Below are 24,346 nucleotides of genomic sequence, written 5' to 3' on the forward strand. Positions count from 1 at the left end.
ACTCCCAGAGACCGCACCGCAGTTGGTGCCGTCTCCCCCAGCCGTACCCGAAGCCGAACCCGAGGAGACGCCATGAGTGCGACCATGCGAGCCGCGCGGATGCACGCCGTCGGCGAGCCGATGAGGATCGAGGAACTCCCCGTTCCCGAGCCCGGCCCCGGTGACGTCCGCGTGGCCGTCCACGCCGTCAACATCGTTCCGAACCTCGCCAACATCCTGAACATGTGGACGACCTGGTTCCCGCACAGCCCCCTGCCGACCCTCCCGGCGATCTTCGGCCTGGACCCGGCAGGCGTGGTCGAGGCCGTCGGCGAAGGCGTCCAGGCCTTCAAGCCGGGCGACCGGGTGTACGTCAACCCGGGCCGCTCCTGCGGCTCCTGTCGCTCGTGCCGGAGCGGCGACTCGATCAACTGCGCCAGCTACGCCTTCGCCGGGTACTTCGGCTTCTCCCCGACCGCCCTGAACCTCCTCGACCGCTACCAGGGCGGCCTCGCCGAGTACATGGTGGCCCCGGCGTACAGCCTGGTGAAGCTGCCGGACTCGCTGTCCTTCGAGGCCGCCGCCCGCTTCGGCTACATCGGCACCATGTACTCGGCGCTGCGCAAGGCCGAGGCCGGTCCGGGCAAGACGATCCTCATCAACGGCATCAGCGGCACCCTGGGCATCGCCGCCGCGCTCCTCGCGCCGGCCATGGGCCTCACCCACGTGTACGGCACCGGCCGGGACAAGGGCCTCCTGGACCAGGTCGGCAAGCTGGCGGGCGGCCGTCTGAACCTGCACTCCCTCGACGACGGCCCGGTCGACGAGTGGATCCACGAGCAGACCGACGGCTACGGCGCCGACATCTACATCGACGCCCTCGGCCCGGGCGCCCCGCACGAGACCTTCCGGGCCGGCATGCGGGCGATGGCACGCGGCGGCATCGCCGTCAACATCGGCGCCGTCGCCGGTGATCTGCCGATCGACATCCACCGGATGATGGACCAGCAGCTGCGGCTGATCGGCTCGGCCTGGTTCACCTCCGGCGAGGGGCAGGCCATGGCCGACATGGCGGGGGCCGGCCTGCTGGACCTGAGCCCGCTGGAGCACCAGGTGTTCCCGCTGGAGCAGGTCAACGACGCCATCAGCGGCATCGCCGTGCGCAACGGCGGCTTCAGCAACTTCATCATCAGCCCGACGGCCTGACGCCGGCGAAGACTCAAGGAGACTGACGATGCACGCACCGCACGCCGGGCGCCCGGCCGACCCCCTCGACCTCCTGGAACTCGACAGCCTGCTCACCCCGGACGAGCGCGCCGTACGCGACGCGGTGCGCACGTTCTGCGACCGGCGCGTCGACCCGTTCATCGCCGAGTGGTTCGAGCAGGGCGAGATCGAGGACATCCGCGGCCTCACCAAGGAACTCGGCGAACTCGGCCTGCTGGGCATGCACCTGGAGGGCTACGGCTGCGCGGGGATGAGCGCCGTCGACTACGGCCTCGCCTGCCTGGAACTGGAGGCGAGCGACTCCGGACTGCGTTCCCTGGTCTCGGTGCAGGGCTCGCTGGCCATGTACGCGATCCACGCCTTCGGTTCCGAGGAGCAGAAGGAGGGGTGGCTGCCGCGGATGGCGGCGGGCACGGCCATCGGCTGCTTCGGGCTCACCGAGCCCGACTCCGGCTCCGACCCGGGCAGCATGCGCACCGCCGCCCGCCGGGACGGCGCCGACTGGGTCCTCGACGGCCGCAAGATGTGGATCACGAACGGTTCGGTCGCCGACGTCGCCGTGGTCTGGGCCCGCACGGAGGACGGCATCCGCGGCTTCGTCGTCCCCACCGACACCCCCGGCTTCTCGGCTCCGGCGATCAAGCACAAGATGTCCCTGCGGGCGTCGGTGACCAGCGAGCTGGTCCTGGACTCCGTACGGCTCCCGGCATCGGCCGTCCTGCCGGAGGTGCGAGGGCTGCGCGGTCCGCTGTCCTGCCTGAGCGAGGCCCGGTACGGCATCGCCTGGGGTGCGATGGGCGCCGCACGCTCCGCCTTCCGGGCGGCGCTGAACTATGCCGGCGACCGCGTCCAGTTCGGCCGCCCGATCAGCGGATTCCAGCTGACCCAGGCCAAGTTGACCGACATGTCCCTGGAGCTGAACAAGGGCTTTCTGCTGGCCCTGCACCTCGGCCGGATCAAGGACGACCGCGGGCTGCGGCCCGAACAGGTCAGCTACGGCAAGCTCAACAACACCCGGACGGCACTGGAGATCTGCCGCACCGCGCGCACGGTGCTCGGCGCCAACGGCATCTCGCTGGAGTACCCGGTCATCCGGCACGCCAACAACCTGGAGTCGATCCTCACCTACGAGGGCACGGTCGAGATGCACACCCTGATGATCGGCCAGGCGCTGACGGGCCAGGCGGCGTTCCGGTGAGCGCCGGGCCGGGCGCGGACATCCGCAGGGTCGGGGTCGTCGGCTGCGGGCTGATGGGCGCGGGCATCGCCGAGGTCTGCGCCCGGGCCGGCCTGGACGTCGTCGTCCACGAGGTGAACCCGGGTGCCGCCGAGGCCGGCCGGGCCCGGATCACCGCCTCGCTCGACCGCGGCGTACGGCGCGGCAAGCTCTCCGGGGCGGACCGTGACGCCGCGCTCGGCCGGGTGCGGGTCTCGACCGACCTGACGGACCTGGCCGACCGGGACCTGGTGGTGGAGGCGGCGACGGAGGACGAGAAGGTGAAGGCGGCGCTGTTCGCCGAGCTCGACCGGATCGTCGTCCGGGAGGACGCGCTGCTGGCGTCGAACACCTCCTCCCTGCCCATCATGAAACTGGGCATGGCCACCGCCCGCCCGCACCAGGTGATCGGCGTGCACTTCTTCAACCCGGTGCCGGTGCTGGAGCTCGTGGAGATCGTGCCGTCGTTGCTGACGGCACCTCAGACACAGGTCCGGGCGGAGGAGTTCGTCACCCAGGTCCTGGCCAAGAAGGTGATCCGTGCCCAGGACCGGGCCGGCTTCGTGGTCAACGCCCTGCTCGTGCCCTACCTGCTCTCCGCGATCCGGATGCTGGAGTCCGGCCACGCCTGCGCGGAGGACATCGACACCGGCATGGTCCTCGGCTGCGCCCACCCGATGGGGCCGCTGAGCCTGGCCGACCTGATCGGCCTGGACACCCTCACCGCCATCGCCGAGGCGATGTACGCGGACTTCAAGGACCCGTTGCATGCCCCGCCGCCCCTGTTGCTGCGGATGGTGGAGGCCGGACTGCTGGGCCGGAAGTCCGGGCGCGGCTTCCACGACTACTTCGAGAACGACTCTTCCATGAAGGGCAACTGACCTCATGGCACAGGAAGTTCGAGGTGTACAGGATGTTAGGAGAGCGCCGGCTGCCGTGCGAGGCGGTGGGGCCTCGCCCCCGTAGCCCGCCTTCCGCGCATCTCCTGGATGGCCCCTGACGCCCGGCAGGTCGGCCTCGGCCAGGAACCGCCAGCCCCGGGCCGTCGCGCATCAACCGCCCCGCCTGAAGTTGTTTCCGCAGAACATGATCGCGAAAGGCGTGCACCACCAGCAGCGAAGAATCTGCTGGTGAGTTGCCTCCCTTCGGCAGCCGACTACAGCCACTCAGCATCTGTTCAGCGGCTCGTCGGTCTGACTGCTAGCCGCGCCGCCCTCATCCGCGATGCGATCCAGCGCGTGACTTCACACCATCCGGACCAGCGGCAACACGCTCAACAGCCTGAAAGGGTACGGATTCGACCCGGATTCGACCCGAGGGCCCCAGAATCCAAAACGAACCGTAGTTGACCTGCAGTGATGCTGATTCTTGCCGCTGTACCGAGCATCCGCCGGCAGAGGAGTCCCGCAATTGAAACTAAGTGGACATTTTTGGGCGATTAACGCCACGCAGTGAGTAGTCGCACTCGCCGTCGCCCTCTCCGGCTCCCCCGAGCGCGAACCGAATGGCCGCACCACGCGGCACTCCACTCTGGCGACTAGGGGCTGACAGAACAGAGCTCTGACCAGCCTCTTTACAGAAGTCCTTCCGCCTGAAGGAAGCAGCCTTGCCGAGCCGACACAAGTCTCACGACCCTGATTCCAACCACGGCACGCGGAGCGACGACGCCCCGCCGACAGGGACGGGAACTGCCATGCCGCACATCACCGCTTGTGCCAGGAACCAGTGGTTCTTGGCACAAGCGGTCAGTTCGTCAGAGCGGCTGGACGTATAGCCTCCGGCCCGAAGCGCCGACGGGCACGGTCTGCGGCGGCTCAGCCGCGCGGGCGCGGGCATCGCCGGGGTCCAGAGAGGAGCTGGCGATAGGCCCCGCCAGTTGGCAGCAGGGTCTGCGCGGATCATGAAGGCGCGTACCTCGCCGCAATCCGAGACCGGCTCGCGGGCTCAGCGCAGCCGTGGCGAGGGCGGGCGAGTGGTTCGTGGGCTCCAGCAGGGTGCTGGTACGCGTGGTGGAGCTGCGGTCGGCGTACCGCACTGTGAGGGAGAGTCGGCTCGCGATCTGGCTTTCGCCGCGCAGGCGCTCGCCGATCTGGTCGGCAAGTTCCAGAACTGCACGATGATGCTGTGCCGGGTCGAAGCAGTCCCGCTCCAGCACGACGTCGGCAATCAGATATGCGCTGCCGCCGGTTCCGCGGAGACGACCGGACGGGGATCGTGGCCGCACGCTCGACCAACAGCCGCGCTTGATGAGCCGCTGCAAGGGGCGAAGTGAGCGCCGCCGAAACAGACGGCCCCCTGCCACCTCCCCAATCAGGGAGCAGTTGGGGGAAAATACAACCATGACGCTTCCCGCCCCACGCATTCAGCGACTCACGGTGAACGGCAACGGCTTGCAGTACGAACGACGCGTTCCGTAACGGGTCGAGTCTCAGGTCGGTCGCTCAGCTCTCGGGTTTCACGTCAGCGTCAAATCGATCGACCGCCCGCTGACACCGATCGCCTTTCGGTGCAGCTCCCAGCACAGATCGCCTGAGGCAAGGACCACGCTCCAGGAGACGAGAGATGCCGCCAACCGGTCGAGCACTGGGAACAAAGCCGCAGGAACGAGTCCACACTCACGCACGATTCGGTCCGTCTCAGCACACCCGCGACCGGACGAAAGGTCCGTATGCGCCTCAAGGCAGAGGACTGCCAGCCGCAGAGCGTGGTCACCAGCGCCCGCACAATCACCCCTCGTCGCACGCAGCGCCCAGTCAGCAGCGCTCCTGCGGTCTGGACGTGCGGGACTCTGAGCAAACAACCCGCCGTCGAGGATCTGGGCGACCACCACCCTGTCGGCAAGGCCCGAGGCAGCCGGCGTTCGGCAGAGCCACCGCGCCTGCTCCAGCTCACGCCACGGGCGCGAATCGCGCCCGAGGCGAAGACTGCGCAGAACCCCAGTCGGCACCCGGACCTCCCCTCGGGAGTCCATACGCAGTGCACACTGCACGGCGAGCAGCCGGGCTGCAGCCCCGGTGTAGTCCGGCAGGGCTGAGGCCAGGTAGCTGAGCATCTCCCGCACCCGAACCTGGTCGCCCGGCCCTTTGGGTCGTCGCCTGCGACGCCGCGAGGCGCTGCCCGACGGTGTCACGACCGCACGCAGGAAGGTTTCCGGAACCACGGCGGCCTGCGCCGTCACCGATGCACAAGCCGCGCAGGCATCGGCAAGTCGCCAGAGTCGTCCGCCCCGCTCTCGAGCGAGAAGCAGACGAATAGGACCAGCACAGCCGCGGTGGCGAGGGTGCCAGCGACAGCCTCGCTCATGACACTGACAGGTGCGCATATACGACGGCAGAACGTCGCGCCGGGCATGTCCGGCCAGATGCTCGAGCGCCGCGGTGCGCGCGGATACGGCAGCGAGCAGCACGCCCCGATGGTCGCACTGCTGACACACGAGCTGCGGTCCGCCAGAGCCGGGCTGCAGCTCCACAGTCCAGGCCCGCCGCACTGTTGGGCATGTTGTGCGGAGCCTCATAAGGCGCGCGCTCCTCCCCATCCCATCCCGCACCGTTGTCCGCTCAGGAGAGAGCGACGGCCGCACACGGTAGTGCAGACCTCTGCCCCCTTGCCCGCGCCACCGCCTGGGGAAATAGGGCAGAGGTCTGCACTGACAGGGCAGGGGTCTGCACCTTCGGATGGTCAGGTGACGATCTTTCCGCCCGACCCGGACTTCGAGGCACTCCGCCTGGAGCTCGCGCGCCTGCGGGCGGCCCGAGGGTGGAGCTATGACGAGCTCGCCGCCCGTAGTGGCCTCGCCAGACGGACTCTCATCGAGATTGAGCAGGGCCGCACGATCGGGACGGTGAAAACCTGGCACGCTCTCGCACACGCCCTGAGCACCCCGCTCGACGAGCTCTTCGCAGCCTTGTGCAACGGGCACGAGCACCCCGAAAAGACCGACGGCTGACAGCTCCCGGGAGGGCAATCGCCAACCGCCCGATCCGGTGACCCAACACGAACGCGCGATCGCATTCTCGAAAGTCAGTCTCACCGTATGCGCCAGTCCGGGGGACACCTGCGGTAGCGACGCCACTGCAACGGCGCGTTGGCTGGCAGGTTCGCCCGCATGCGCTCCACACCCCCTTCTCCACGTCGTTGGGATGGCAGTCTCGCCCATGTCCGCGTGAGGCGTTCCCTACGCGTAAGCGGCGACAGCGCCAGTCGTCTGTTGCGATGCGGTCAGAGTGACCGCTGCCGTGATTGCGGCAACCGCATCGAGTGGTACCACCGCACCAACGAGCGGCCCGTCCGCCTGCATCCTCACGAGCTGCCTGCGGCGAAGGTGCCTGCCACTTGCCATTGGCACGTCAGTTCAGGTGTCGCTCATCCGGCGGGCGACGGCAGTGACTGGTGCCGCCTGCCGCACGCCATGCTGTGTCCTGCCCGCGACGGCCTTCCGGCAGTGCCCCAGTTGGCAGGACTGCGCCGTGCTCTGGCGTTCAACACCCGCCGCCTGATCGACAGCGGCGCATTCGTTCCCCCTTCTGCCACGTCGCAGACGGAACCCTTGACGACAACTACCTGCCGTCCGGCCCGTCCTGTCGTACAGCTCCTGTACGTCCGTTACCTCGCCAACCGTCCGGTGAACGAGATCCAGTGCGTCGCCCAGACCCGACGCCGTCACCGCTGCACAAGTCCGCTGCTCACGTCTGCGACTCAGGCAGGCGTCTGGACTCTCGTGCCCACCGTCGCGAGGCACGGCCAGCTTCCTTTGTCTGGCGCGGTCATGGCTATCTACGCGCTCACCGGTCTGCCCTATGCCGAGCAACTGCGCTGGAGGGCCCAGCGCTGTCCCGAGCATGCCGCCATTCCCGCCGTCGCCGACGTGGCGGTGGCCGAGTGGGAGCCCTTCGACCCTCTCGTCCACCACGAGCACATCCACACCCGGCTCCCGACACTCACCCGACGCCAAGGGCCGGTCGGCCCGAGCAGGAAGCCGACGCAACCGTGACCGCACACCACGCGATTAAGATCACCCTGACCCGGCCTGCCACCAATTCTGAGCTGCATCGTGCGCGTCGTGTTGCGGCTCTGGCCAGCAGCACCGACCGCACCCGACTGCTGACTGTGCAGCGCGCAAAGACTCCGGGGCGTGCGCTGCAAACACTTCGGCGCCGACTCGACGGCCTACTGCCCATCGATGTCCTGACCACCCATTATCCGGACCGACAGGGCTGTGTCCGGCTGAACTTCGCTCTCAGCCACGCCGCCCGAACTACCATCCGCCAGGCTGCGGCAGCCTGTGGTCAACGGCCTCGGGACTTCGATGCCGTTGCCCGGCACAAGGAGGATCGCGCCCGCCGATTGACGACACAGATGGAAGAGCTGCTGACTCAGCACACCCCGGAAGAGCTAATGCTCTGCGCAGCCGACTCTCTCCTCAGCCATCACAACCGCCGGCCAGGAGGCAAGCCCTCCTCCGCCCCCTCCTGAGGAGCCTTCGTGCCCGCACCCACCGACGAGCAGATCCAAGCCTCCGACACCTTTCGATCAGGGCGCCACCTCGTCCTGCAAGCGGGAGCCGGTACCGGCAAGACCACCACCCTCGCGATGCTCGCTGCCAGCAACAAAAAACGCGGTCGTTACCTGGCCTTCAACAAGGACATCGCTCGCGATGCCGCCAATCGTTTTCCTCGCACCGTGATCTGCAAGACGGCCCATGCGACCGCGTACGCAGCACTGGGCCACCGTTATGCCGGCCGACTCAACGGCCCTCGCCAGCCTGCCTGGAAGACGGGCCAGGCCCTCGGTGTCACCCGGCCCATCCGCATCGGCGATCACGAGATCAGCCACAAGACCCTCTCGCACACGGTGCTACGCGCCGTGACGCGCTTCTGCTACTCCGCCGATCGCACTCTGGCCCGCCAGCATGTGCCGCATCTTCGCCGCCTGGCAACACCCGCCGAACACGCGCAACTCGCTGAAGTGGTCCTGCCGTTCGCGGCCAAGGCCTGGGCCGACCTGCAGAACCCAGACCAGGGCATGGTCCGCTTCGAACACGACCACTACTTGAAGATGTGGGCCCTGACCCAACCCAAGATCGAAACGGACTTCCTCTTCCTCGACGAAGCCCAGGACACCAACCCCGTCCTGGAACAGGTCTTCACCGCCCAACGCGACCACGCCCAACTCGTCATGGTCGGCGACTCGGCCCAAGCCATTTACGGCTGGCGCGGCGCCTGCGACGTGATGACCGACTTCGACGCCGACGCGCTCACCCTGACCCGTTCCTTCCGCTTCGGCCCTCTCCTCGCCGAAGAGGCCAACCGCTGGCTCGAACTCGCCGAGTCGCCCATTCGCCTGACCGGAAGCGACATGATCCCCACCGAGATCGGAGACGTCGCGCACCCGGACGCCGTGCTGTGCCGCACCAACATCGGTGCCATGGCCGAAGTCATGCAACTTCTCTCCGAAGGACGCCGCGTCGCCCTTGCTCGCGGCGGACACACGCTCGCCTCCCTGGCGCTGGCAGCTCGCGACCTCAAAGAAGGCCGCCGCACAACCCACCCCGAACTCGTTCTCTTCGCCTCCTGGGGCGACGTACAGGACTACGCGGTCTACGACCCGGCCGGCGGCGACCTCCAGCCGTTCGTCGACCTCGTCGACACGCACGGTCCCGACGCCATCCTGGCCGCAGTCGACGAGCTCACCGACGAGGAGCACGCCGACGTGACCGTGTCCACGGCTCACAAGGCCAAGGGGCGTGAATGGTCGACCGTCCGGATCGGGGACGACTTCCCACCTCCCAAGGACACCGATCAAAGTGACGCCGAGGGCCGCCCAATCCCGGAAGCTGTCAACGACACCGACGCCCGCCTCGCATACGTTGCGGTTACGCGTGCGCGCCGCAGGCTTGACCTCGGCGGTCTGTCATGGATCGACGACCATCGAGCTCGACAACTGATTGCCAGCGAGGTATAGCGATCGAATACGGCCCTCACTCTTAACAGCCCCTTGCTGGACTGGTCGACACAGGATCAGACGCCCCTTCCGCTCGCCCTGTGCTCCTCGTCGCGGTGAGTGAGCACGATGCGTGCAGCTGCGGACTTGTCCACCCCGGCAGCATGGCTGAACAGGTTCATGAGCGCCGTTCCTGCCCAAGGATGACCCATTTGCTGAAATAGCACCTCGTAGTAGCGAGCCAGGGCGGCCATCTGTGGACCGTCACCGCTATCAACCTCCGCGGCTCCGTTGTGCAGGCCGGCCAGTAGGAAGGGCAGTGATGAGTCGGAGACCCAAGGCTGCGTCAGGGCTTGGACGGAGAGTTTCTGCAGGTTGCTAGACCTGTGGGAAGGCAGCGTTGCCCGCCAGAGGCCCGCGTAAGCAACTGCCAGCCAGGCCGAAGCATGGTCCGGTTCAGAATCGATGACCTGTGCAACTGCATCGAGGACCAACCGCACCACGCCCTGCGGATCGCTCCAGGCCGTCGGTCGTGCGATCGCGGCAGCAACCCCTCGTGCGTGCCAGCCGTCGGCTTGCGCTGCGAAACCGTACAGGTCGCTAGAGAAGGGGATGTCCATGTAGAAATGCCGCAGGAGTTCCGCTCTCAGGGCCATTGCCTCCTGCGGTGTCATGGTCTGCTGGCGTTGGCATGCGTCGATCAGGGCGAGCGTTCCGAATGCGGGTACACCCGCCGACCGGGCGAACGTGCGCAGAGCTCAGTCGTCGCACCACAACACCAGGCCGTGCTCCTTGGCATGATCCAAGGCCGTGAGCCATACCTCCGTGCCGCGGCCGGCACGCAACCCCGGCAGTGCACGCAGCTCTGGTCGAGCCACTCGGGGCAGTGAGCGCACGATGTCGGCGGCACGCTCAAGGGTGCGACGCAAGGCACGCACCTGCCCGTCCGGAACAACGTGAAGAGTCGGCCGCGATTCGTCCTCGTTCCAGACCAGCGTGACATCGGACCGCAGGGCGAAAGAGTCGACGGCGTGGAAAACGTCGCCGGCGATCTGGTCGGTTGTCACGATGCTCTGGCAGGAGCCGATGAGCCGTTCGGCGGCGCCCGGCCCCAACAGGGCGAGAGACACCACCGCGCTCGTATCCACGACCACCCGCCGGGTCAGCGCGACCTGGATTGCGCCTGCTTCCACAGTGATTGCGGACGGGTCGGAGGCGAACAGGCCAGGACGCTCTGCAGTGAGCCGCAGGCTGGATCTCCCTCACGACGTGGACGGCGAGACCGGTGAGTTACCCAGACTCTCCAGCAGCGGCTTGCCGCCACGAGCCACTACTTCTCCCAAAAAACGCATGATGCGGGCGATTGCAGCCAGACCGCCCTGGCACCCGCAGACTGCCGGTCTCACGCAGCGTGACGATCCAAAATGCGTGCCCTTCACTGGTTGCGCATTTGCCTCGGACAACCGGTCCGGAACCGTTGCGCACGTCTGCTGGAACCGCAGGCCACAGCTCCGGCGTTGCGCACGAAATCGCGCACCCTACACTCCTTTTGTAGGATCCGCGGATCCGCAACTACCTCTTGTCGATCCTTTGTGATCCTTAGGTGCCTCGCGATGCTGAGTCGCCATATGGGACAGATGCGGTGAGTGCCCCGAAGGGATACGGACGCTGCGCGCAGCCTGGGCGGCCCACTCCTCCTGAACGGCCGGCGGCAGCGCCGGATCCTCGGTGGCCACGATGTAGGTGAGAGGGAGGCCCGTGGGGGCGGCGCCGAGCGTCTGGGTAAAGGCGCCCATCCCCTGCCAGTCGAGTCGTTCAACGGCTTCGCCGGCCAGCTGGGGATCGACGCCGCTGAAAATCGACTCTCTCGCGTCTCCGGCCTTGACCGCAAGGCCGTCGGACGAGTGAATCCAGGTGGGCGGGAAGTCTCCGCCCATCCACTTCATCATGGAGACGCCCGGGACCAACACGAAGGCAGCGATGTAGACGAGTTCGGTGACCTGGCCGGCATCAGCGGCGGCCCACGTCGCGGGAACGCCGCCGTAGGAGTGGGCAGCCAGAACGACGCGCCCGTCGACGGAGTCGATCTCGGCGCGTACGGTCGCGACGTCCTCGGTCAGCCCTCGCGTCGCGGCGCTGTCCGGTCCTCGAGTGGGGGCCGATCGGTTGAACGGCAGGTCGTCGCACGGCATGGCATCCGCACCCGGTCCCGGTGCGGATGCCACCGCGGACCTCAGAACATGGTGTTGTCGTTGGCGCTCTTCTCCGGCACCTCCTGGATCACGTCCCAGTGCTCGACGATCTTCCCGTCGACGACGCGCCAGAAGTCCGCGACGGCCATGCCGCGGTCGCCGGGCTTGAGGTGCAGGTTGCTGTGGGTGACCACCAGGTCCCCTTCGGCGACGGCCCTCTTGATGTCCAGCCGCAGGTCGGGGAACTGCCCGCGCAGCCAGTGGACATAGCCGACGAACGCCTGCGGACCGTCCTGCGCCTCGGGGTTGTGCTGGGTGTAGCTGTCGCCGAGGTGGGCTTCGGCGGCCTGGTCCGGCTGGTAGTCGTTGAACGCCTGCTCATAGAAGGCGATCACCAGAGCCTTGTTGTCGTCAGCCGACATGCGGATCTCCTGCGTTGTAGTGGTACGCAACACGTCAGTCGGTCATGGCCTCGCGCACCAGCGCCGTGTCGACGAACTGTTCGAAGCGCACGATGAGTCCGCCGCGGACGACGAAGTGGTGGGCGACGCGGACGTCGACCGGCTTGCCGGTGGCCTTGTTGGCCGCGGTGTAGCGGGCCAGGACGACGACGTTCTCGCCGTCGACGACGTAGGTGTCGTCATGGGCGGTCCAGCCCTCCCAGTCCTGGCCGAGCTTCTCCATCACGTTCGACGTGACGCCGTCGGGGGTGCGGTAGGTGCCCGAGAGGGGGAAGCCGGCCATCTCCGTCCACTCCACATCGGGCGCGAGAGTGGCGCGCAGGGCCTCCAGGTCGCCCGCGGAGGAGGCCAGGTACTGGCGGCGGACGACGTCGGCGGGGGCCGTAGAAGTGGCGAACTCGCTCACGGTCAGCCCCACTTCATCTCGCCCTTGGCGACCTTCGCACCGATCTGCGCGGCGATCAACATGCCGTTGTCGGGGTAGCGCTGGACGAGCCCCTCGGTCAGCGCGGCACCGTCGGCCGCCTTGCCGAGCTCCTCCTCGAACGCGACGAGGTAGTCGCGGGTGGCGGTGATGGCGGAGACGTCGGCCGCGGCGCCGGGGAGACGGTGGCCGGGGACGACCAGCTCCGGGTCGAGGGCGGCCATCTCGTCCAGCAGCTTGATCCAGGCGGCGCGGGACTCGGGGGTGGCGGTGTCGGCGACCCAGACGTGCTCCTGCTGGAAGATCAGGACACCGCCGAGCACGGCGCGGGACTCGGCCTGCCAGAGGTAGTGCCGGTCGGACAGCTCCTCGGAGCCGCCCTTGAGCTCGAAGCGGTGGCCCTCCAGGGTGAGGTCGCCGGTCAGCGGCCCCAGATCGACGAGGCGGGTGGGGAGGTTCGGGCCGAGCGCCGCCCAGGCCTTCAGCTTGCCCTCGTAGGAGTGCTTGATGTGCTCGATGACGATCGGGGTGGCGACGAACTTCGCCTCGGGGAAGGCGTCGGCGATGACCTCGGCGCCGAAGTAGAAGTCCGGGTCGCCGTGGGAGACGAAGACCGTGGTGAGCTTCTTGCCGGAGTCGAGAATCTCGGCGGCCAGGCGGTGGCCGTCGGCGCGGGTGAAGCCGGCGTCGACCAGCAGCGCCTCGTTCTCGCCGGTGACGAGGGTGGCGGTCTTGTTCTTGCTGCCGGCCGGGAAGTCCAGGTCGAGGACCTTGAAGTCGAGGGTGCTCATGCGAGGCGCTCCTTTTCGCAAGGGATGGGGGCGGGGCGGGGGAAGCTCAGTGAGCGACGAGGCGTTCGTCGACCTCGTCGGCGGTGGCGTGGCCGTAGGCGAGCGGGGTGACGGAGTCGCCGTCGACGGCCAGCAGAGTGGGGAACCCGGTGACCCCGAACTGGGCCGCCCGGCGGAAGTCGGCGCGGGCTGCAGTCTGCGCCTCGGGCGCTTCGAAGGCGGCGACGACGGCATCCGCGTCGAGCCCGGCCGCCTGAGCGACCGTCCGGTACGTCGCCGCCTCCGACAGGCTCAGGCCGTCGACGTAGAAGGCGTGCTGCAAGGCCGCGGCCTGCTCCGCCACGCGGTCGGGGGCCACCTGGCGCACGGCTGCGACGCCACGGGCGGCGGCCTCGGAGTCCATCACGAACGAACCGTCGGCGATCAGCTCCTCGTACGCCTGGCCGAACGTGGCACCGGTCAGTTCGGCGATCTTGGCGTTCGCACCCTGGACGTAGCCGAACTCGCGGATCGGCACCCGGCGCGAGCCGGTGAACAGACCGCCGGAGACCACCTCGACCGACAGGTCGGGGTGGCGCGAGGTGATCTCGCGCAGGGTCGCGGTGAATCCGTGCGACCAGCCGCAATAGGCGTCGAAGACGTAGACGAGCTTCATCGAAGACCTCGGCAGAGAGGGGCGCCCGCCGACTGCGAGCGATTCACCTGATCAAACAGTAGCTGACTCGTCAGATATTTCCTGACCCCTGTGATCTGGAACACGCGAAAGCGGCCCATGCCAATCAGGCCTGCGCCGCCGCCGGTCCGCAGATCAGGGAAGTCGAGGCAGTACGTCCCGGGCTGTGTGGCTGAGGATGCGCACCACCGTACCGATCACGTAGGGGACAGCCGGCGCAGCGAGATCGGCCACCCCGGTCGAACGGCAGCAGTCCCATCCCTTCCCCGGCGGCATGCCGTCGGGACGTGGCCTCCTGCCGCTCGGTTCCCATCGCGATGCCGAGCCGGCAGGAGGCCCTTCGTCGAGCTGTTCAGTTGATGCGGACGATCTTCCAGAACTGGTCGTCGATGTTCAGGTCGTTCCACTGCACGACTGCCGCGCCGTTGGCGGTGGAGGACTGGGCGACGGCGGCGTTGAAGCCGCTGCCCACGTTCTTGAGTTCGTAGTAGCCGTTGCCCGCGTCGGTGAGGGTCCATTTCTGCGAGTTCGCGGTGGACGGCGTGTTCTGGACGACGGCGGCTCCGGCGGTGGTGGAGCCGTTACGGATGTCCAGGTTCAGGTTGCTGTTGGCGTTCCTGATGGTCCAGGCTCCGCCGCCGGCGGACTGGAAGGTGAACAGCTGGCAGAAACAGGCCGAGTTCTGCCACTGCTGGGCTGCCGTGTTGGTGGCGGTCGAGCCCTGCGGGATGTCCAGGTACTTCCCGCTGTTCTTGTTGACGAGGACGTACTGCCCGGTGCCCAACGCCGGCAGAGCGGTCTGGGTGAGGTTCCAGCGCTGGCAGGCGCAACTGGTGCCGCTCCACTGGCCGGCGGCGGTACCGGTGGTGGTGGAGGCGTTCGGGATCTCCAGGTACTTGCCGGTGACACGGTTGGTGAGGGTGTAGCCGCCGGCCGGGTTCGGGGCGACGGCCCACTCGTGGTCCAGGGTGCCGTTGTCGTCCCACTGGAGGATCTTGGCTCCGTCGGCGGTGGACTGGTTCTCCACGCCGAGGACCTTGCCGCTGGCGACGTTGAGGATCTTGAAGTAGCCGGAGCTCTGCTGCACGAAGCGCCACTGCTGGTCGGTGGCGTTGTCGGCGTTCTGCTGGGTGGCGTTCGTGCCGTTGGCGGTGGAGACGCCCGCGATGCTCAGCATGAGGTTGCTGCCCGCGTTCGACACGGTGTAGGTGGCGCCGTCCGAGATGCCGCCGCCCAGGTCGATGGTGCCGTAGGTGACCGGGTTGGAAAGGTTGCTGCCTCCGTTGCCGCCACTGAGCACGAGCAGGCTGTGGCCGTCGGCCAGGGGCACCATGCCGCGGCTGTAGCCACCGGCGACGTTGGAGCTGATGCGCGTCCAGGTGTCCGCGGCGCCGTTCTGGGTGTTCAGGAACAGGTCGCTGGTGCTGTAGGCGCCGACGACCAGCGTGCCGTTCGGACCGCCGGTGGGCAGCCACGTGATGTACGGGGTGCTGGTGGGGACCACTCCGTCCGTCGACCGCAGGGGAATGCCCGTGACGGAGTTGAAGGCCTCCGGGTCGGCGGAGATCTTGTAGTAGACGGCGAAGTTGCCCGAGGGGGAACCGCCGTACTCGTACGTCATGACGTAGTTGCCGTTGGGCAGTTTCGCGACGGTGGGCATGCCCGGGCGCTGGCTGTAGGTGGGCATCGCCACGTCGTCCACGACCGGACCCCAGGTGTGGAGGTCGGTGGTGACCTGGTGCACGACCTTCTGGCCGTGGTCGGGGTCGCGCTGGTCGGAGTAGTAGACGATCAGCTTGCCGTTGGCGTAGAGGAAGAACGGCTCCCATACGGGGGTGTTGCCGTTCGTGTCGAACGCCGGGCCGCCGGTGGCGATGTTGCTGACGAAGGTCCAGCTCTGTCCGCGGTCGGTGCTGGCATAGACATCGATCTTGATGGCCGAGCGGTCGGCGGGGACCGAAGCGCCGGCGGCCAGGATGGTACCGGCCGGGAAGGCGCCCACCGCCGTGGGCAGTTCGAACAGCTCGGGCTCCCAGCGCATTCCCCAGCCGTTCTGCGTGTCGGCGACCTCGGAGATCTTCGACCAGGAGTTGCCGTTGTCCGTGCTGCGGTAGATCGGGAGGACCGGCGTGCCGGTGGTGTACTGCTCGAACGTCGCGAGGAGGGTGCCGTTGGCAGAGCCGTTGTGCTGCATACGCATCGCCCGCGGGTAGAGCGACCCGGGCGAGGGCGCACCCGACGGAGGGGTGTACATCGTCTGTGAGGGACGGGCCAGGGCGTCCGCCCGGCCGGCAGGCAGGGCCGTGGTCATCACCGAGACGAGCAGGATGAAGGCCAGGGACAAGAAGGAGACGGGACGGGAACGCGGAGCGGCGCCGGGTCTGGCGCCTGTCTGCGCAGGGGACATTGCGGCTCCCAGGGGAAGGGGTGTTTCGGGGTCCGCCGGTGCCTGGAACGGCCCAGAGTGACGCGGCGGAGTTCGTGGGACACGGCGCCCGGGGGACGGCCGGGCGGGTGCTGCCGGGCGCGGCTCACCAGCGCGGGGGCGCGGTGCGACAAACGCGGAACGACGGAGGTGGGGTGCCCCGGCGTGTGGGTGCGCCGGGGCGGTGACCCCAGGGGGTGGGTCAGAGGGAGGGCGGAGGCGCGGTCGACCCGCGGACGATCAGTTCGATGGGTGGGTCGTTCGCCGGCGGCAGTTCGGCGTCAGGGTTCTCCATGGCGTGGAGGAGGAGCCGGATTCCTTCCCGTGACGCGGCGTCGAACGGCTGACGGACGGTGGTCAGAGGCGGGGAGACGTAGGCGAAGACGGGGTTTCCGTCGAAACCGACGACACTGATGTCCTCCGGCACCCGACGACCGCTTTCCCGCAGACCGTGGATCAGTCCGATGGCCATCTCGTCGCCCGCGGCGAACACTGCGGTCACCAGGCGGTCCGAGGCCAGCCCACGACCCGCGGTGTACCCGGAGGCCGCCGACCAGTCACCGTTCAGCACGGGCGGTTCATGCGCGTCCCTGGCCGCAAGCGCCGCCCGCCATCCCTCGATGCGGTCCTTGGTGGCGTACCACCGCCGCGGCCCGGCGAGATGATGGACGGTCGAATGCCCCAGGTCCAGGAGGTGATCGGTGGCCGCGCGTGCCAGCTGATGGGCGCCCACGCCGACGGTCAGCGTCCGGGCCGCGCTGAAGGCGGGCGGGGCGCCGAGGAAGAGGACCGGCACGTCGACGCCGAGCGGGACTTCACCCTCGACAATGGGTTCGGAGACGACGATGCCGTCCACGCCCTGCTCCAGGAGTGATTCCAGCGCGCCCGCGATGCCCTGCGGGTCGCCGTCCGGCGTGTTGACCACGCGAAGCGCGTAACCGGCGTCCCGTACGGCCTGTTCAATGCCCACGAGCAGGGAGGCGGTTCCATACCCGGCTGTTCCCAGAGCGACCACACCGATGGACCGGCTACGGCCCGAGGCCAGTGCCCTGGCCGCGTGGTTCAGCCGGTAGCCGAGCTCCTCGGCGGCCGCCAGGACGCGTCGGCGGGACTCGTCGGAGACGTACGGCTCGTTGTTGAGGACCCGGGAGACCGTCTTGCGTGAGACACCAGCCAGCCTGGCCACGTCCTCACTACGCGGCGCGGAGGAGCCCGCACCGCGCTCCAGCCCTGTTGTCATGAAGTCTCCCCATGGCCGTGTGTTCCCCATCGAACGAGGTCAATTACATGACCGCGCGGTCTGACCGCGCGGTCAATGTGTACGCATCCGCCGAGCGCACGTCAAGAGTTCCCGCAACGCCACTTGCCTCCGGCGTGACGGGCATCGAGGCTCGCGGCCTGGCGGAGCTAGGCGCCAGAAGCTTCCGAGGGAGGCCTGCCGGCAAGTATCCCTGCAGCTCAAGCGGCCATTAGTGGACACGGGACGGTTCGACGGCCAGCCGTCCCGGCCCCGTCCGTCCGGTCCGACTGCCGGCACGTGAGGCTCGTGACCGGACCTGGTCCGTCATGGATTCCCGGACGGAAAGTCTTGACAGCGAGTCCACACAGCGTTCACGCTTCCTGGCGTCCGACGATCGCCTTTGTTCGATCGTGTTGGATTCTGGTTCTCGACTGGCCTCAGCGGTCCCTCGACGACCCACTCTCCGTCACACCCCCGTCCGGCTGACGTGCCATCACCTGGACACCACCAGCCCCGTAGGAGCCGAAATGCACCGTTCCTCCCTCGGTCAGCCCATGCCTGCCACCAGCCGCCGCACCGTGCTCCGCGGACTCGGCGGAGCCGCGGTACTGGGTGCCGGCATCCCGCTGCTGAGTGCCTGCGCCAGCAGTTCCGCCGCGTCGGACTCCAAGACCGTCACCGTCGGCTCCAACGCGTCCGACGCCGTCCCGAAGAAGGCGTACGGCGACGTCTACGCGGCCTTCACGAAGCAGTCCGGGATCAAGGTCGCCATCAACACCAAGGACCACAACACGTTCCAGGAGCAGATCAACTCCTACCTGCAGGGCACGCCGGACGACGTGTTCCAGTGGTTCGCCGGCTACCGGATGCAGTTCTTCGCGTCCAAGGGACTGGCCACCCCCATCGACGACGTGTGGAAGACGATCGGCGGCAACTTCCCCAGCGCGATGCACGACCTGAGCAAGGGTCAGGACGGCAAGTACTACCTGGTGCCGCTGACCACGTCGCCGTGGGCGATCTTCTACCGCAAGAGCGTCTTCCAGAAGTACGGCTACGAGGTCCCCACCACATGGGACGCGTACGTCGCCCTGTGCAGGCAGATGAAGAAGGACGGCCTCGTCCCGATCGCGTACGGCGACAAGGACGCCTGGCCGGCGATGGGCTCCTTCGACCAGATCAACTTCCGCCTCAACGGCTACGACTTCCATGTCGAGTTGATGGCGGGCAAGGCTTCGTGGACCGACGCGAAGGTCCGCAAGGTCTTCGACACCTGGGCCGAGACCCTCCCCTACCACCAGGAGGGCGCGGTGGGCCGTACCTGGCAGGACGCCGCCCAGACGCTGGTGGCGAAGAAGGCCGGCATGTATATGCTCGGCATGTTCGTGGCCCAGCAGTTCACCAACCAGGCGGACCTGGACGACCTCGACTTCTTCGCCTTCCCCGAGATCGACCCGGCGTACGGGCAGGACACCGTCGAGGCGCCGACCGACGGCATCATGCTCAGCAAGAAGCCCAAGAACCACGCCGGTTCCGTCAAACTGCTCGAATTCCTGGGCACCCCCCAGGCCGAGGAGACCTACCTCAAGGCCGACCCGAGCCTCATCGCCGCCTCCTCGAAGGCCGACACCTCCGCCTACAGCGCCCTTCAGAAGAAGGCGTACGAGATGATCAGCGGCGCGAAGCACCTCACACAGTTCATGGACCGCGACAGCCGGCCGGACTTCACCTCGACGGTGATGCAGCCCGCGCTCCAGAAGTTCATCCGCGACCCCAAGGGGATCGACAGCCTGCTGTCCTCGATCGAGCGCCAGAAGAAGACGATCTTCGCATCCGGCTGAGACCGACCCCCCCCCTCTGAAGCGGATGAACACCCACACCATGAGCTCCGAAACGACCACCAAGAGCCCGGAGGCGGCCGCCGTGCCGTCTCCGGGCCCCGCACCTGTCAACAAGCGCGTCCCGCAGGGCCACCGGCGCCTGCTGACCCGCCGTGACCGCATCACGCTCGGCCTCATGGCCGGCGTGCCCACGGTCCTGCACGTGGCCCTGGTCTGGGTCACCGCGCTGGCCTCGATCGCCCTCGCCTTCACCAGCTGGGACGGCATCGGCTTCGACTCCATCAAGTGGGTCGGGCTGGACAACTTCAAGCAACTGTTCAGCGACAACCCGCAGTTCTGGCCCGCCGTCGAGCACAACGTCATCTGGTTCGTCGTGCTCATCCTGATCCCGACGCCGTTCGGCCTGTTCCTGGCCGTCCAGCTGGACAAGAAGATCCGTTTCTCCCGGGTCTACCAGACCGCGCTCTTCCTGCCGGTGGTGGTCTCGCTCGCGGTCACCGGCTTCGTCTGGCAGCTGGTCTACAACCCCGACACCGGCCTGATCAACAGCCTGATCGGGGCCAACAAGCCCGGCCACTACATCGACTGGATCGGCGACCCGCACCTCAACCTGTGGGCCATCCTCGTCGCTGCCTGCTGGCGGCACACCGGCTACATGATGATCCTCTACCTGGCCGGCCTCAAGGGCGTCGACCCCTCGCTGAGGGAGGCGTCCTCGCTGGACGGCGCGAACGAGTGGCAGACGTTCAAGAACGTCATCTTCCCCACCCTGCGCCCCACCAACACCGTCGTCCTCGTCGTCACGATCATCGAGGCCCTGCGCGCCTTCGACCTCGTCTTCGTCTTCAACAAGGGCGCCCAGGGCACCGAGCTGCTGTCGATCCTGGTCACCAACAACATCATCGGCGAGTCCAGCCGCATCGGATACGGCTCCGCCATCGCCGTCGTCCTGCTGGTGATCTCCCTCGCCGTGATCATCCCCTACCTGATCTCGACCTTCCGGAAGGAGCGGAGCGCGTGAGCACCACCACCGTGTCCCTGAAGCAGCGCACGCCCGTGCGCCCCGCCCGGATCCTGCTGCACACCTTCCTCGTCGTCACCGCCCTGGCCTGGCTGGCCCCTCTTCTGTGGGCTGCCTTCTCAGCACTGAGGCCCTACTCCGAGACCAGCGAGAAGGGCTACGTGTCCTGGCCCGACAAACTGAGCCTCGACAACTTCACCAACGCCTTCGAGCAGTCCGACATGCTCCACTACTTCGGGAACACGCTGCTCATCGCGGTCCCGGCCGTGCTGGTCACCCTGTTGCTGTCCTCGATGGTCGCCTTCTACGTCAGCCGCTTCGACTTCCGGCTCAACCTCTTCCTGCTGCTCGTCTTCACCGCCGGCAACCTACTGCCCCAGCAGGTCATCATCACCCCGCTGTACCGCATGTACCTGCTCATCGACCTGCCCGGCATCACGACGAGCGGCAAGCTCTACGACTCCGCACTCGGCCTGGTCCTCATCCACGTCGCCTTCCAGTCCGGCTTCTGCGCCTTCGTGCTCGCCAACTACATGCGCTCCCTGCCCCACGAACTGACCGAGGCCGCCCTCGTCGACGGCGCCTCCGTCTGGCGCCTGTACTGGCAGATCGTGCTGCCGCTGTGCAAACCCGCGATGGCCGCCCTGGCCACCCTGCTCTCCATCTGGATCTACAACGACTTCTTCTGGGCGCTGGTCCTGATCTCCACCGGCGACGACATGCCCATCACCTCGGCCCTGAACAACCTCTCCGGCCAGTACTTCACCGACCCCAACCTGGTCGCCGCCGGCGCCCTGCTCACCGCGATCCCCACCCTCATCGTGTACTTCGCGCTGCAGCGGCAGTTCGTCAGCGGCCTCACCCTCGGCGCCAACAAGGGCTGACACCCCCACTTCCCCCTCCCCTACACCTTCCCGGAGCACCACCAGTGAGTACCGCACGCCGTCTCCGCATACCTGGAATCGCCTACGGAGGTGACTACAACCCCGAGCAGTGGCCCGAGGAGGTCTGGGCCGAGGACATGCGCCTGATGCGCGAGGCCGGGGTGACCATGGTCAGTGTCGGCATCTTCTCCTGGGCCCTGCTCGAACCGGCCGAGGGCGTCTACGACTTCACCCGCATGGACAAGATCCTCGACCTGCTCCACGAGAACGGCATCGCCGCCGACCTGGCGACACCGACCGCCTGCCCACCAGCATGGTTCTTCAAGGCGCACCCGGAGGCACTGCCCGTCGACCGGGACGGCCGCACCCTGTCGTACGGCAGCCGCCAGACCTTCTGCCCGTCCAGCCCCGCCTACCGCCGAGCGGCGCTGCGGATCGCCGGAGCCCTCGCCGAGCGCTACGCCGACCACCCGGCCGTCGCCATGTGGCACATCCACAACGAATACGGATGCCACAACCCCGCGTGCTACTGCGACACCAGCGCCGCCGCCTTCCGCACCTGGCTGCGTGCCCGCTACGGCGACGACCTGGACGCCCTCAACCACGCCTGGGGCACCACCTTCTGGAGTCAGTGGTACTACGACTGGGACCAGATCCTGCCGCCTCGCGCCACCGCGGCTCCCCCGAATCCCACCCACCAGCTCGACTGGCGCCGCTTCTGCTCTGACGAACTGCTCTCCCTGTGCACCGCCGAACGCGAGGTACTGCTCCGGGCCGCTCCGGACACCCCCGCGACCACCAACTTCCTGGTCCTGCGCACCATCGACGCACTCGACTACTGGCGCTGGGCACCCGAGCTGGACATCCTCTCCAACGACCACTACCTGCTGTCCGACGACCCGGAGGCCGAGGTCGACATCGCCCTGCACGGCGACCTGATGCGTTCGCTCGCGGGCGGCCCGTGGTTCCTCATGGAGCACTCGACCGGCGCCGTCAACTGGCAGCCCGTCAACCGCGCCAAGCTCCCCGGGGAGATGCGCCGCAACGCTCTCGCGCACGTGGCCCACGGCGCCGACGGCATCGCGTTCTTCCAGTGGCGGGCGGCGAAGGCGGGCGCCGAGCAGTGGCACTCGGCGATGCTGCCGCACGCCGGAACCGACAGCCAGATCTGGCGGTCCGTCGTCCAACTCGGCGTGGACCTGCGGGCTTTGGCCGAAGTTCGGGACTCCACCAGCACGGCACAGGTGGCGATCGTGTGGGACTGGGATGCCCGCTGGGCCCTGGAACTGCCCTCCCAGCCCAGCGGCGAACTGCGCTACCAGGACCTGGTACGGGACTGGTACACCCCCCTGTGGCGGGCGGGGGTCGCCGTCGACTTCGTACGCCCCGACGACCCCGAACTCGACCGCTACAAGCTCGTCCTGGCACCCTCGCTGTACCTGGTCGCGGAGGCAGCCGCGGCGAACCTCGCCCGGTTCGCCGAACGCGGGGGCACGCTGGCCGTCGGCTTCCACAGCGGCATGGTCGACGAGAACGCCCATGTATACCTGGGTGGCTACCCCGGCGCGTTCCGCGATGTCCTCGGCGTGGTCAGCGACGAGCTCTTCCCCCTGCTGCCGGGCGAGACGACCGGCCTGACCGGCGACGTCACATCGGGCGCCACGGCCGACCTGTGGTCGGAACGCATACGGCTCACCGGCGCACAGGCCGTCGCCTCCCACGCCGACGGCCCACTGGCCGGCCACCCCGCCGTCACCCGCCACCGGCACGGCAACGGCACCGCCTGGTATCTGGGCACCCACCCCGACCAGGACACTCTCGCCGCCCTGCTCGACCGCATCCGTCGGGAGGCCGGCGTCACACCGGAGCGGGACGCACCCGCCGGGATCGAGGTCGTCCGGCGCCGCGGCGCGGAGGCCGACTACCTGTTCCTCATCGACCACACCGGAAAGGGCGCCGAAGCTCCTGCCGAAGGCATCGAACTCCTCACCGGCACACCGGTCACCGGAACCGTCACCGTCCCACCGGGAGGCGTCGCCGTGATCCGCGAGCCCCGCTGATCCACCTGCCGGTGGTGGCCGGACTCAGGCAGGACTGACGCACTCTCGCCGTCTCTTCACCGGCGAGAGTGCGTCAGTGCCGGACCCGCCAGGAACAGGCCGCCGTTCCTCCGACCGGAACGGGAACGCTCAGCACCGCGCCCGAGGCCGCGGTCGGATTCTTCACCCCGTAGCGGGCCGTGGTGACGTAGAGGCGGTTGCCGCTGGGAGGCAGACACACCGACGTGGGGTGCGGGGCGGGCACGGTCAGGGTGTGGAGCAGGTGACCGTCGGGGTGGTAGCGGCGGACCGTGCCGGCGCCCCACATCGCGACCCACAGGCAACCCTCGGCGTCGACGGTCATTCCGTCGGGGCTGCCTTCGCCGTCGCGCAGTCGGGCGAAGGTCTCCGGGCCGCCGACGAGGTCGCCGGAGGCGGAGTCGACCCGGCAGCGGAGGATGGTGCCGACGGCCGTGTCGGCGAGGTACAGGGTCGTGCCGTCGGCGGTGAACGCCGGGCCGTTGGCGATGGTCAGGCCGTCGAGGACTCGTACCACCGTGCCGTCGGGGTCCGTCCGGTAGAGCGAGCCCGCGCCGGGGGTGCCGTCGCAGGCCATGCTGCCGGCCCAGAAGCGGCCTGCGGGGTCCGCGACACCGTCGTTCATTCGGCTGGGAACAGGGGTGCGGTCCTCGGGGCGGTCCAGCCATTGCAGTGCGCCGCCGGCGGCGAGCAGCGCGATGCCGGTGCCCGCGGCGGCGATCCACGCCCCGGGCCGGTCCCCCACCGGTGCGACGGCACCCAACGGCACGTCGAGCCGGGCCAGTTGGCGCGGCGTCGCCGGCTCGGTGCCGTCGGGGAGTTCGAAGAGCCGGCCGCTGAGGATGTCGACGTACACATACCGGCCGTCGATCCAGCGGCCGCCTTCGGCGAGTTCGTACGCGCCGTCCACGACGACCGCCGTCGGCGCTGATGCAGATGTCATGATCAGTTCTCCGGG

22 protein-coding genes and 1 pseudogene are annotated in these 24,346 nt (G+C 68.2%); 12 read left to right on the top strand and 11 right to left on the bottom strand.

The annotated features are described in order from the left end of the window. The first annotated feature begins 72 nt into the window (after window positions 1-72). The 3 genes from OG562_RS01625 to OG562_RS01635 are packed head-to-tail and all read left to right on the top strand — an operon-like array spanning window position 73 to window position 3,303. Entirely contained in the window at window positions 73-1,185 is a 1,113-nt protein-coding gene (locus OG562_RS01625; protein WP_266392687.1) for an alcohol dehydrogenase catalytic domain-containing protein, read from the top strand. Between the two features lie 28 nt (window positions 1,186-1,213). Beyond that, complete coding sequence (locus OG562_RS01630; RefSeq protein ID WP_266392690.1) at window positions 1,214-2,404, top strand: acyl-CoA dehydrogenase family protein; 1,191 nt, start codon at window positions 1,214-1,216, stop codon at window positions 2,402-2,404. Beyond that, window positions 2,401-3,303 (top strand): 3-hydroxybutyryl-CoA dehydrogenase, encoded by a 903-nt coding sequence (locus OG562_RS01635; protein ID WP_266392693.1) that lies wholly within the window; start codon window positions 2,401-2,403, stop codon window positions 3,301-3,303. Before OG562_RS01630 ends, OG562_RS01635 begins: the two co-directional genes overlap by 4 nt. A gap of 872 nt (window positions 3,304-4,175) precedes the next feature. On the opposite strand, the gene OG562_RS01640 is transcribed toward OG562_RS01635, so the two are convergent. Then, on the bottom strand, window positions 4,176-4,682 hold the full coding sequence (locus OG562_RS01640) for a hypothetical protein (protein WP_266392696.1): 507 nt from the start codon (window positions 4,680-4,682) through the stop codon (window positions 4,176-4,178). Between the two features lie 1,422 nt (window positions 4,683-6,104). Here OG562_RS01640 and OG562_RS01645 point away from each other — a divergent pair. The 5 genes and pseudogenes from OG562_RS01645 to OG562_RS01665 all read left to right on the top strand — a co-directional run bounded on the left by OG562_RS01645 (window position 6,105) and on the right by OG562_RS01665 (window position 9,382). Next, window positions 6,105-6,368: a helix-turn-helix transcriptional regulator gene (locus tag OG562_RS01645; protein ID WP_266392699.1), complete on the top strand. Its 264-nt coding sequence runs from the start codon at window positions 6,105-6,107 to the stop codon at window positions 6,366-6,368. Window positions 6,369-6,527: 159 nt separating this feature from the next. Continuing rightward, a pseudogene (locus tag OG562_RS01650) lies at window positions 6,528-6,911 on the top strand (DUF6083 domain-containing protein); the annotation flags it as partial. Window positions 6,912-7,187: 276 nt separating this feature from the next. Then, the gene (locus OG562_RS01655; RefSeq protein WP_266409871.1) at window positions 7,188-7,412 is read left to right on the top strand and encodes a hypothetical protein; all 225 of its coding nucleotides are present in this window, start codon (window positions 7,188-7,190) and stop codon (window positions 7,410-7,412) included. Continuing rightward, the gene (locus tag OG562_RS01660; protein ID WP_266392702.1) at window positions 7,409-7,894 is read left to right on the top strand and encodes a hypothetical protein; all 486 of its coding nucleotides are present in this window, start codon (window positions 7,409-7,411) and stop codon (window positions 7,892-7,894) included. The genes OG562_RS01655 and OG562_RS01660 overlap by 4 nt, the downstream gene beginning before the upstream one ends. Before the next feature lie 9 nt (window positions 7,895-7,903). Then, window positions 7,904-9,382 carry a UvrD-helicase domain-containing protein gene (locus OG562_RS01665; RefSeq protein ID WP_266392705.1) on the top strand — a complete coding sequence of 493 codons (1,479 nt, stop codon included), beginning with the start codon at window positions 7,904-7,906 and terminating at the stop codon, window positions 9,380-9,382. 56 nt (window positions 9,383-9,438) lie between these two features. Here the strand turns inward: OG562_RS01665 and OG562_RS01670 are convergent, their stop codons facing one another. The 9 genes from OG562_RS01670 to OG562_RS01710 form a co-directional block, all read right to left on the bottom strand. Then, complete coding sequence (locus OG562_RS01670; RefSeq protein ID WP_266392708.1) at window positions 9,439-10,035, bottom strand: hypothetical protein; 597 nt, start codon at window positions 10,033-10,035, stop codon at window positions 9,439-9,441. Between the two features lie 84 nt (window positions 10,036-10,119). Continuing rightward, on the bottom strand, window positions 10,120-10,554 hold the full coding sequence (locus tag OG562_RS01675; RefSeq protein ID WP_266392715.1) for a hypothetical protein: 435 nt from the start codon (window positions 10,552-10,554) through the stop codon (window positions 10,120-10,122). A gap of 345 nt (window positions 10,555-10,899) precedes the next feature. Beyond that, window positions 10,900-11,553 carry an alpha/beta hydrolase gene (locus OG562_RS01680; RefSeq protein ID WP_266392718.1) on the bottom strand — a complete coding sequence of 218 codons (654 nt, stop codon included), beginning with the start codon at window positions 11,551-11,553 and terminating at the stop codon, window positions 10,900-10,902. A gap of 41 nt (window positions 11,554-11,594) precedes the next feature. Beyond that, window positions 11,595-11,975: a nuclear transport factor 2 family protein gene (locus tag OG562_RS01685; protein WP_266392721.1), complete on the bottom strand. Its 381-nt coding sequence runs from the start codon at window positions 11,973-11,975 to the stop codon at window positions 11,595-11,597. Window positions 11,976-12,009: 34 nt separating this feature from the next. Then, complete coding sequence (locus tag OG562_RS01690; RefSeq protein ID WP_266392724.1) at window positions 12,010-12,432, bottom strand: nuclear transport factor 2 family protein; 423 nt, start codon at window positions 12,430-12,432, stop codon at window positions 12,010-12,012. Beyond that, window positions 12,423-13,229 (bottom strand): MBL fold metallo-hydrolase, encoded by an 807-nt coding sequence (locus tag OG562_RS01695; protein ID WP_266392727.1) that lies wholly within the window; start codon window positions 13,227-13,229, stop codon window positions 12,423-12,425. The genes OG562_RS01690 and OG562_RS01695 overlap by 10 nt, the downstream gene beginning before the upstream one ends. Window positions 13,230-13,275: 46 nt before the next feature. Continuing rightward, entirely contained in the window at window positions 13,276-13,884 is a 609-nt protein-coding gene (locus tag OG562_RS01700; protein ID WP_266392730.1) for a DsbA family protein, read from the bottom strand. Between the two features lie 370 nt (window positions 13,885-14,254). Continuing rightward, the gene (locus OG562_RS01705) at window positions 14,255-16,309 is read right to left on the bottom strand and encodes an RICIN domain-containing protein (RefSeq protein WP_266392733.1); all 2,055 of its coding nucleotides are present in this window, start codon (window positions 16,307-16,309) and stop codon (window positions 14,255-14,257) included. A 220-nt stretch (window positions 16,310-16,529) separates the two neighbouring features. Beyond that, window positions 16,530-17,567 (bottom strand): LacI family DNA-binding transcriptional regulator, encoded by a 1,038-nt coding sequence (locus OG562_RS01710; RefSeq protein WP_266392736.1) that lies wholly within the window; start codon window positions 17,565-17,567, stop codon window positions 16,530-16,532. 527 nt (window positions 17,568-18,094) lie between these two features. Between OG562_RS01710 and OG562_RS01715 the strand changes: the two genes are divergently transcribed. From OG562_RS01715 to OG562_RS01730, 4 genes are read left to right on the top strand one after another with little or no spacing between them, the layout of a single operon-like run. Continuing rightward, complete coding sequence (locus OG562_RS01715) at window positions 18,095-19,405, top strand: ABC transporter substrate-binding protein (RefSeq protein ID WP_266392739.1); 1,311 nt, start codon at window positions 18,095-18,097, stop codon at window positions 19,403-19,405. Window positions 19,406-19,445: 40 nt separating this feature from the next. Continuing rightward, window positions 19,446-20,426 carry a carbohydrate ABC transporter permease gene (locus tag OG562_RS01720; protein WP_266392742.1) on the top strand — a complete coding sequence of 327 codons (981 nt, stop codon included), beginning with the start codon at window positions 19,446-19,448 and terminating at the stop codon, window positions 20,424-20,426. Beyond that, window positions 20,423-21,310 carry a carbohydrate ABC transporter permease gene (locus tag OG562_RS01725; protein WP_266392745.1) on the top strand — a complete coding sequence of 296 codons (888 nt, stop codon included), beginning with the start codon at window positions 20,423-20,425 and terminating at the stop codon, window positions 21,308-21,310. The genes OG562_RS01720 and OG562_RS01725 overlap by 4 nt, the downstream gene beginning before the upstream one ends. A 44-nt stretch (window positions 21,311-21,354) precedes the next feature. Then, on the top strand, window positions 21,355-23,370 hold the full coding sequence (locus OG562_RS01730) for a beta-galactosidase (RefSeq protein ID WP_266392747.1): 2,016 nt from the start codon (window positions 21,355-21,357) through the stop codon (window positions 23,368-23,370). 73 nt (window positions 23,371-23,443) lie between these two features. On the opposite strand, the gene OG562_RS01735 is transcribed toward OG562_RS01730, so the two are convergent. Next, window positions 23,444-24,331 carry an SMP-30/gluconolactonase/LRE family protein gene (locus OG562_RS01735; RefSeq protein ID WP_266392750.1) on the bottom strand — a complete coding sequence of 296 codons (888 nt, stop codon included), beginning with the start codon at window positions 24,329-24,331 and terminating at the stop codon, window positions 23,444-23,446. Window positions 24,332-24,346: the final 15 nt, after the last annotated feature.

Source organism: Streptomyces sp. NBC_01275 (assembly GCF_026340655.1).
Classification (GTDB): Bacteria; Actinomycetota; Actinomycetes; order Streptomycetales; family Streptomycetaceae; genus Streptomyces.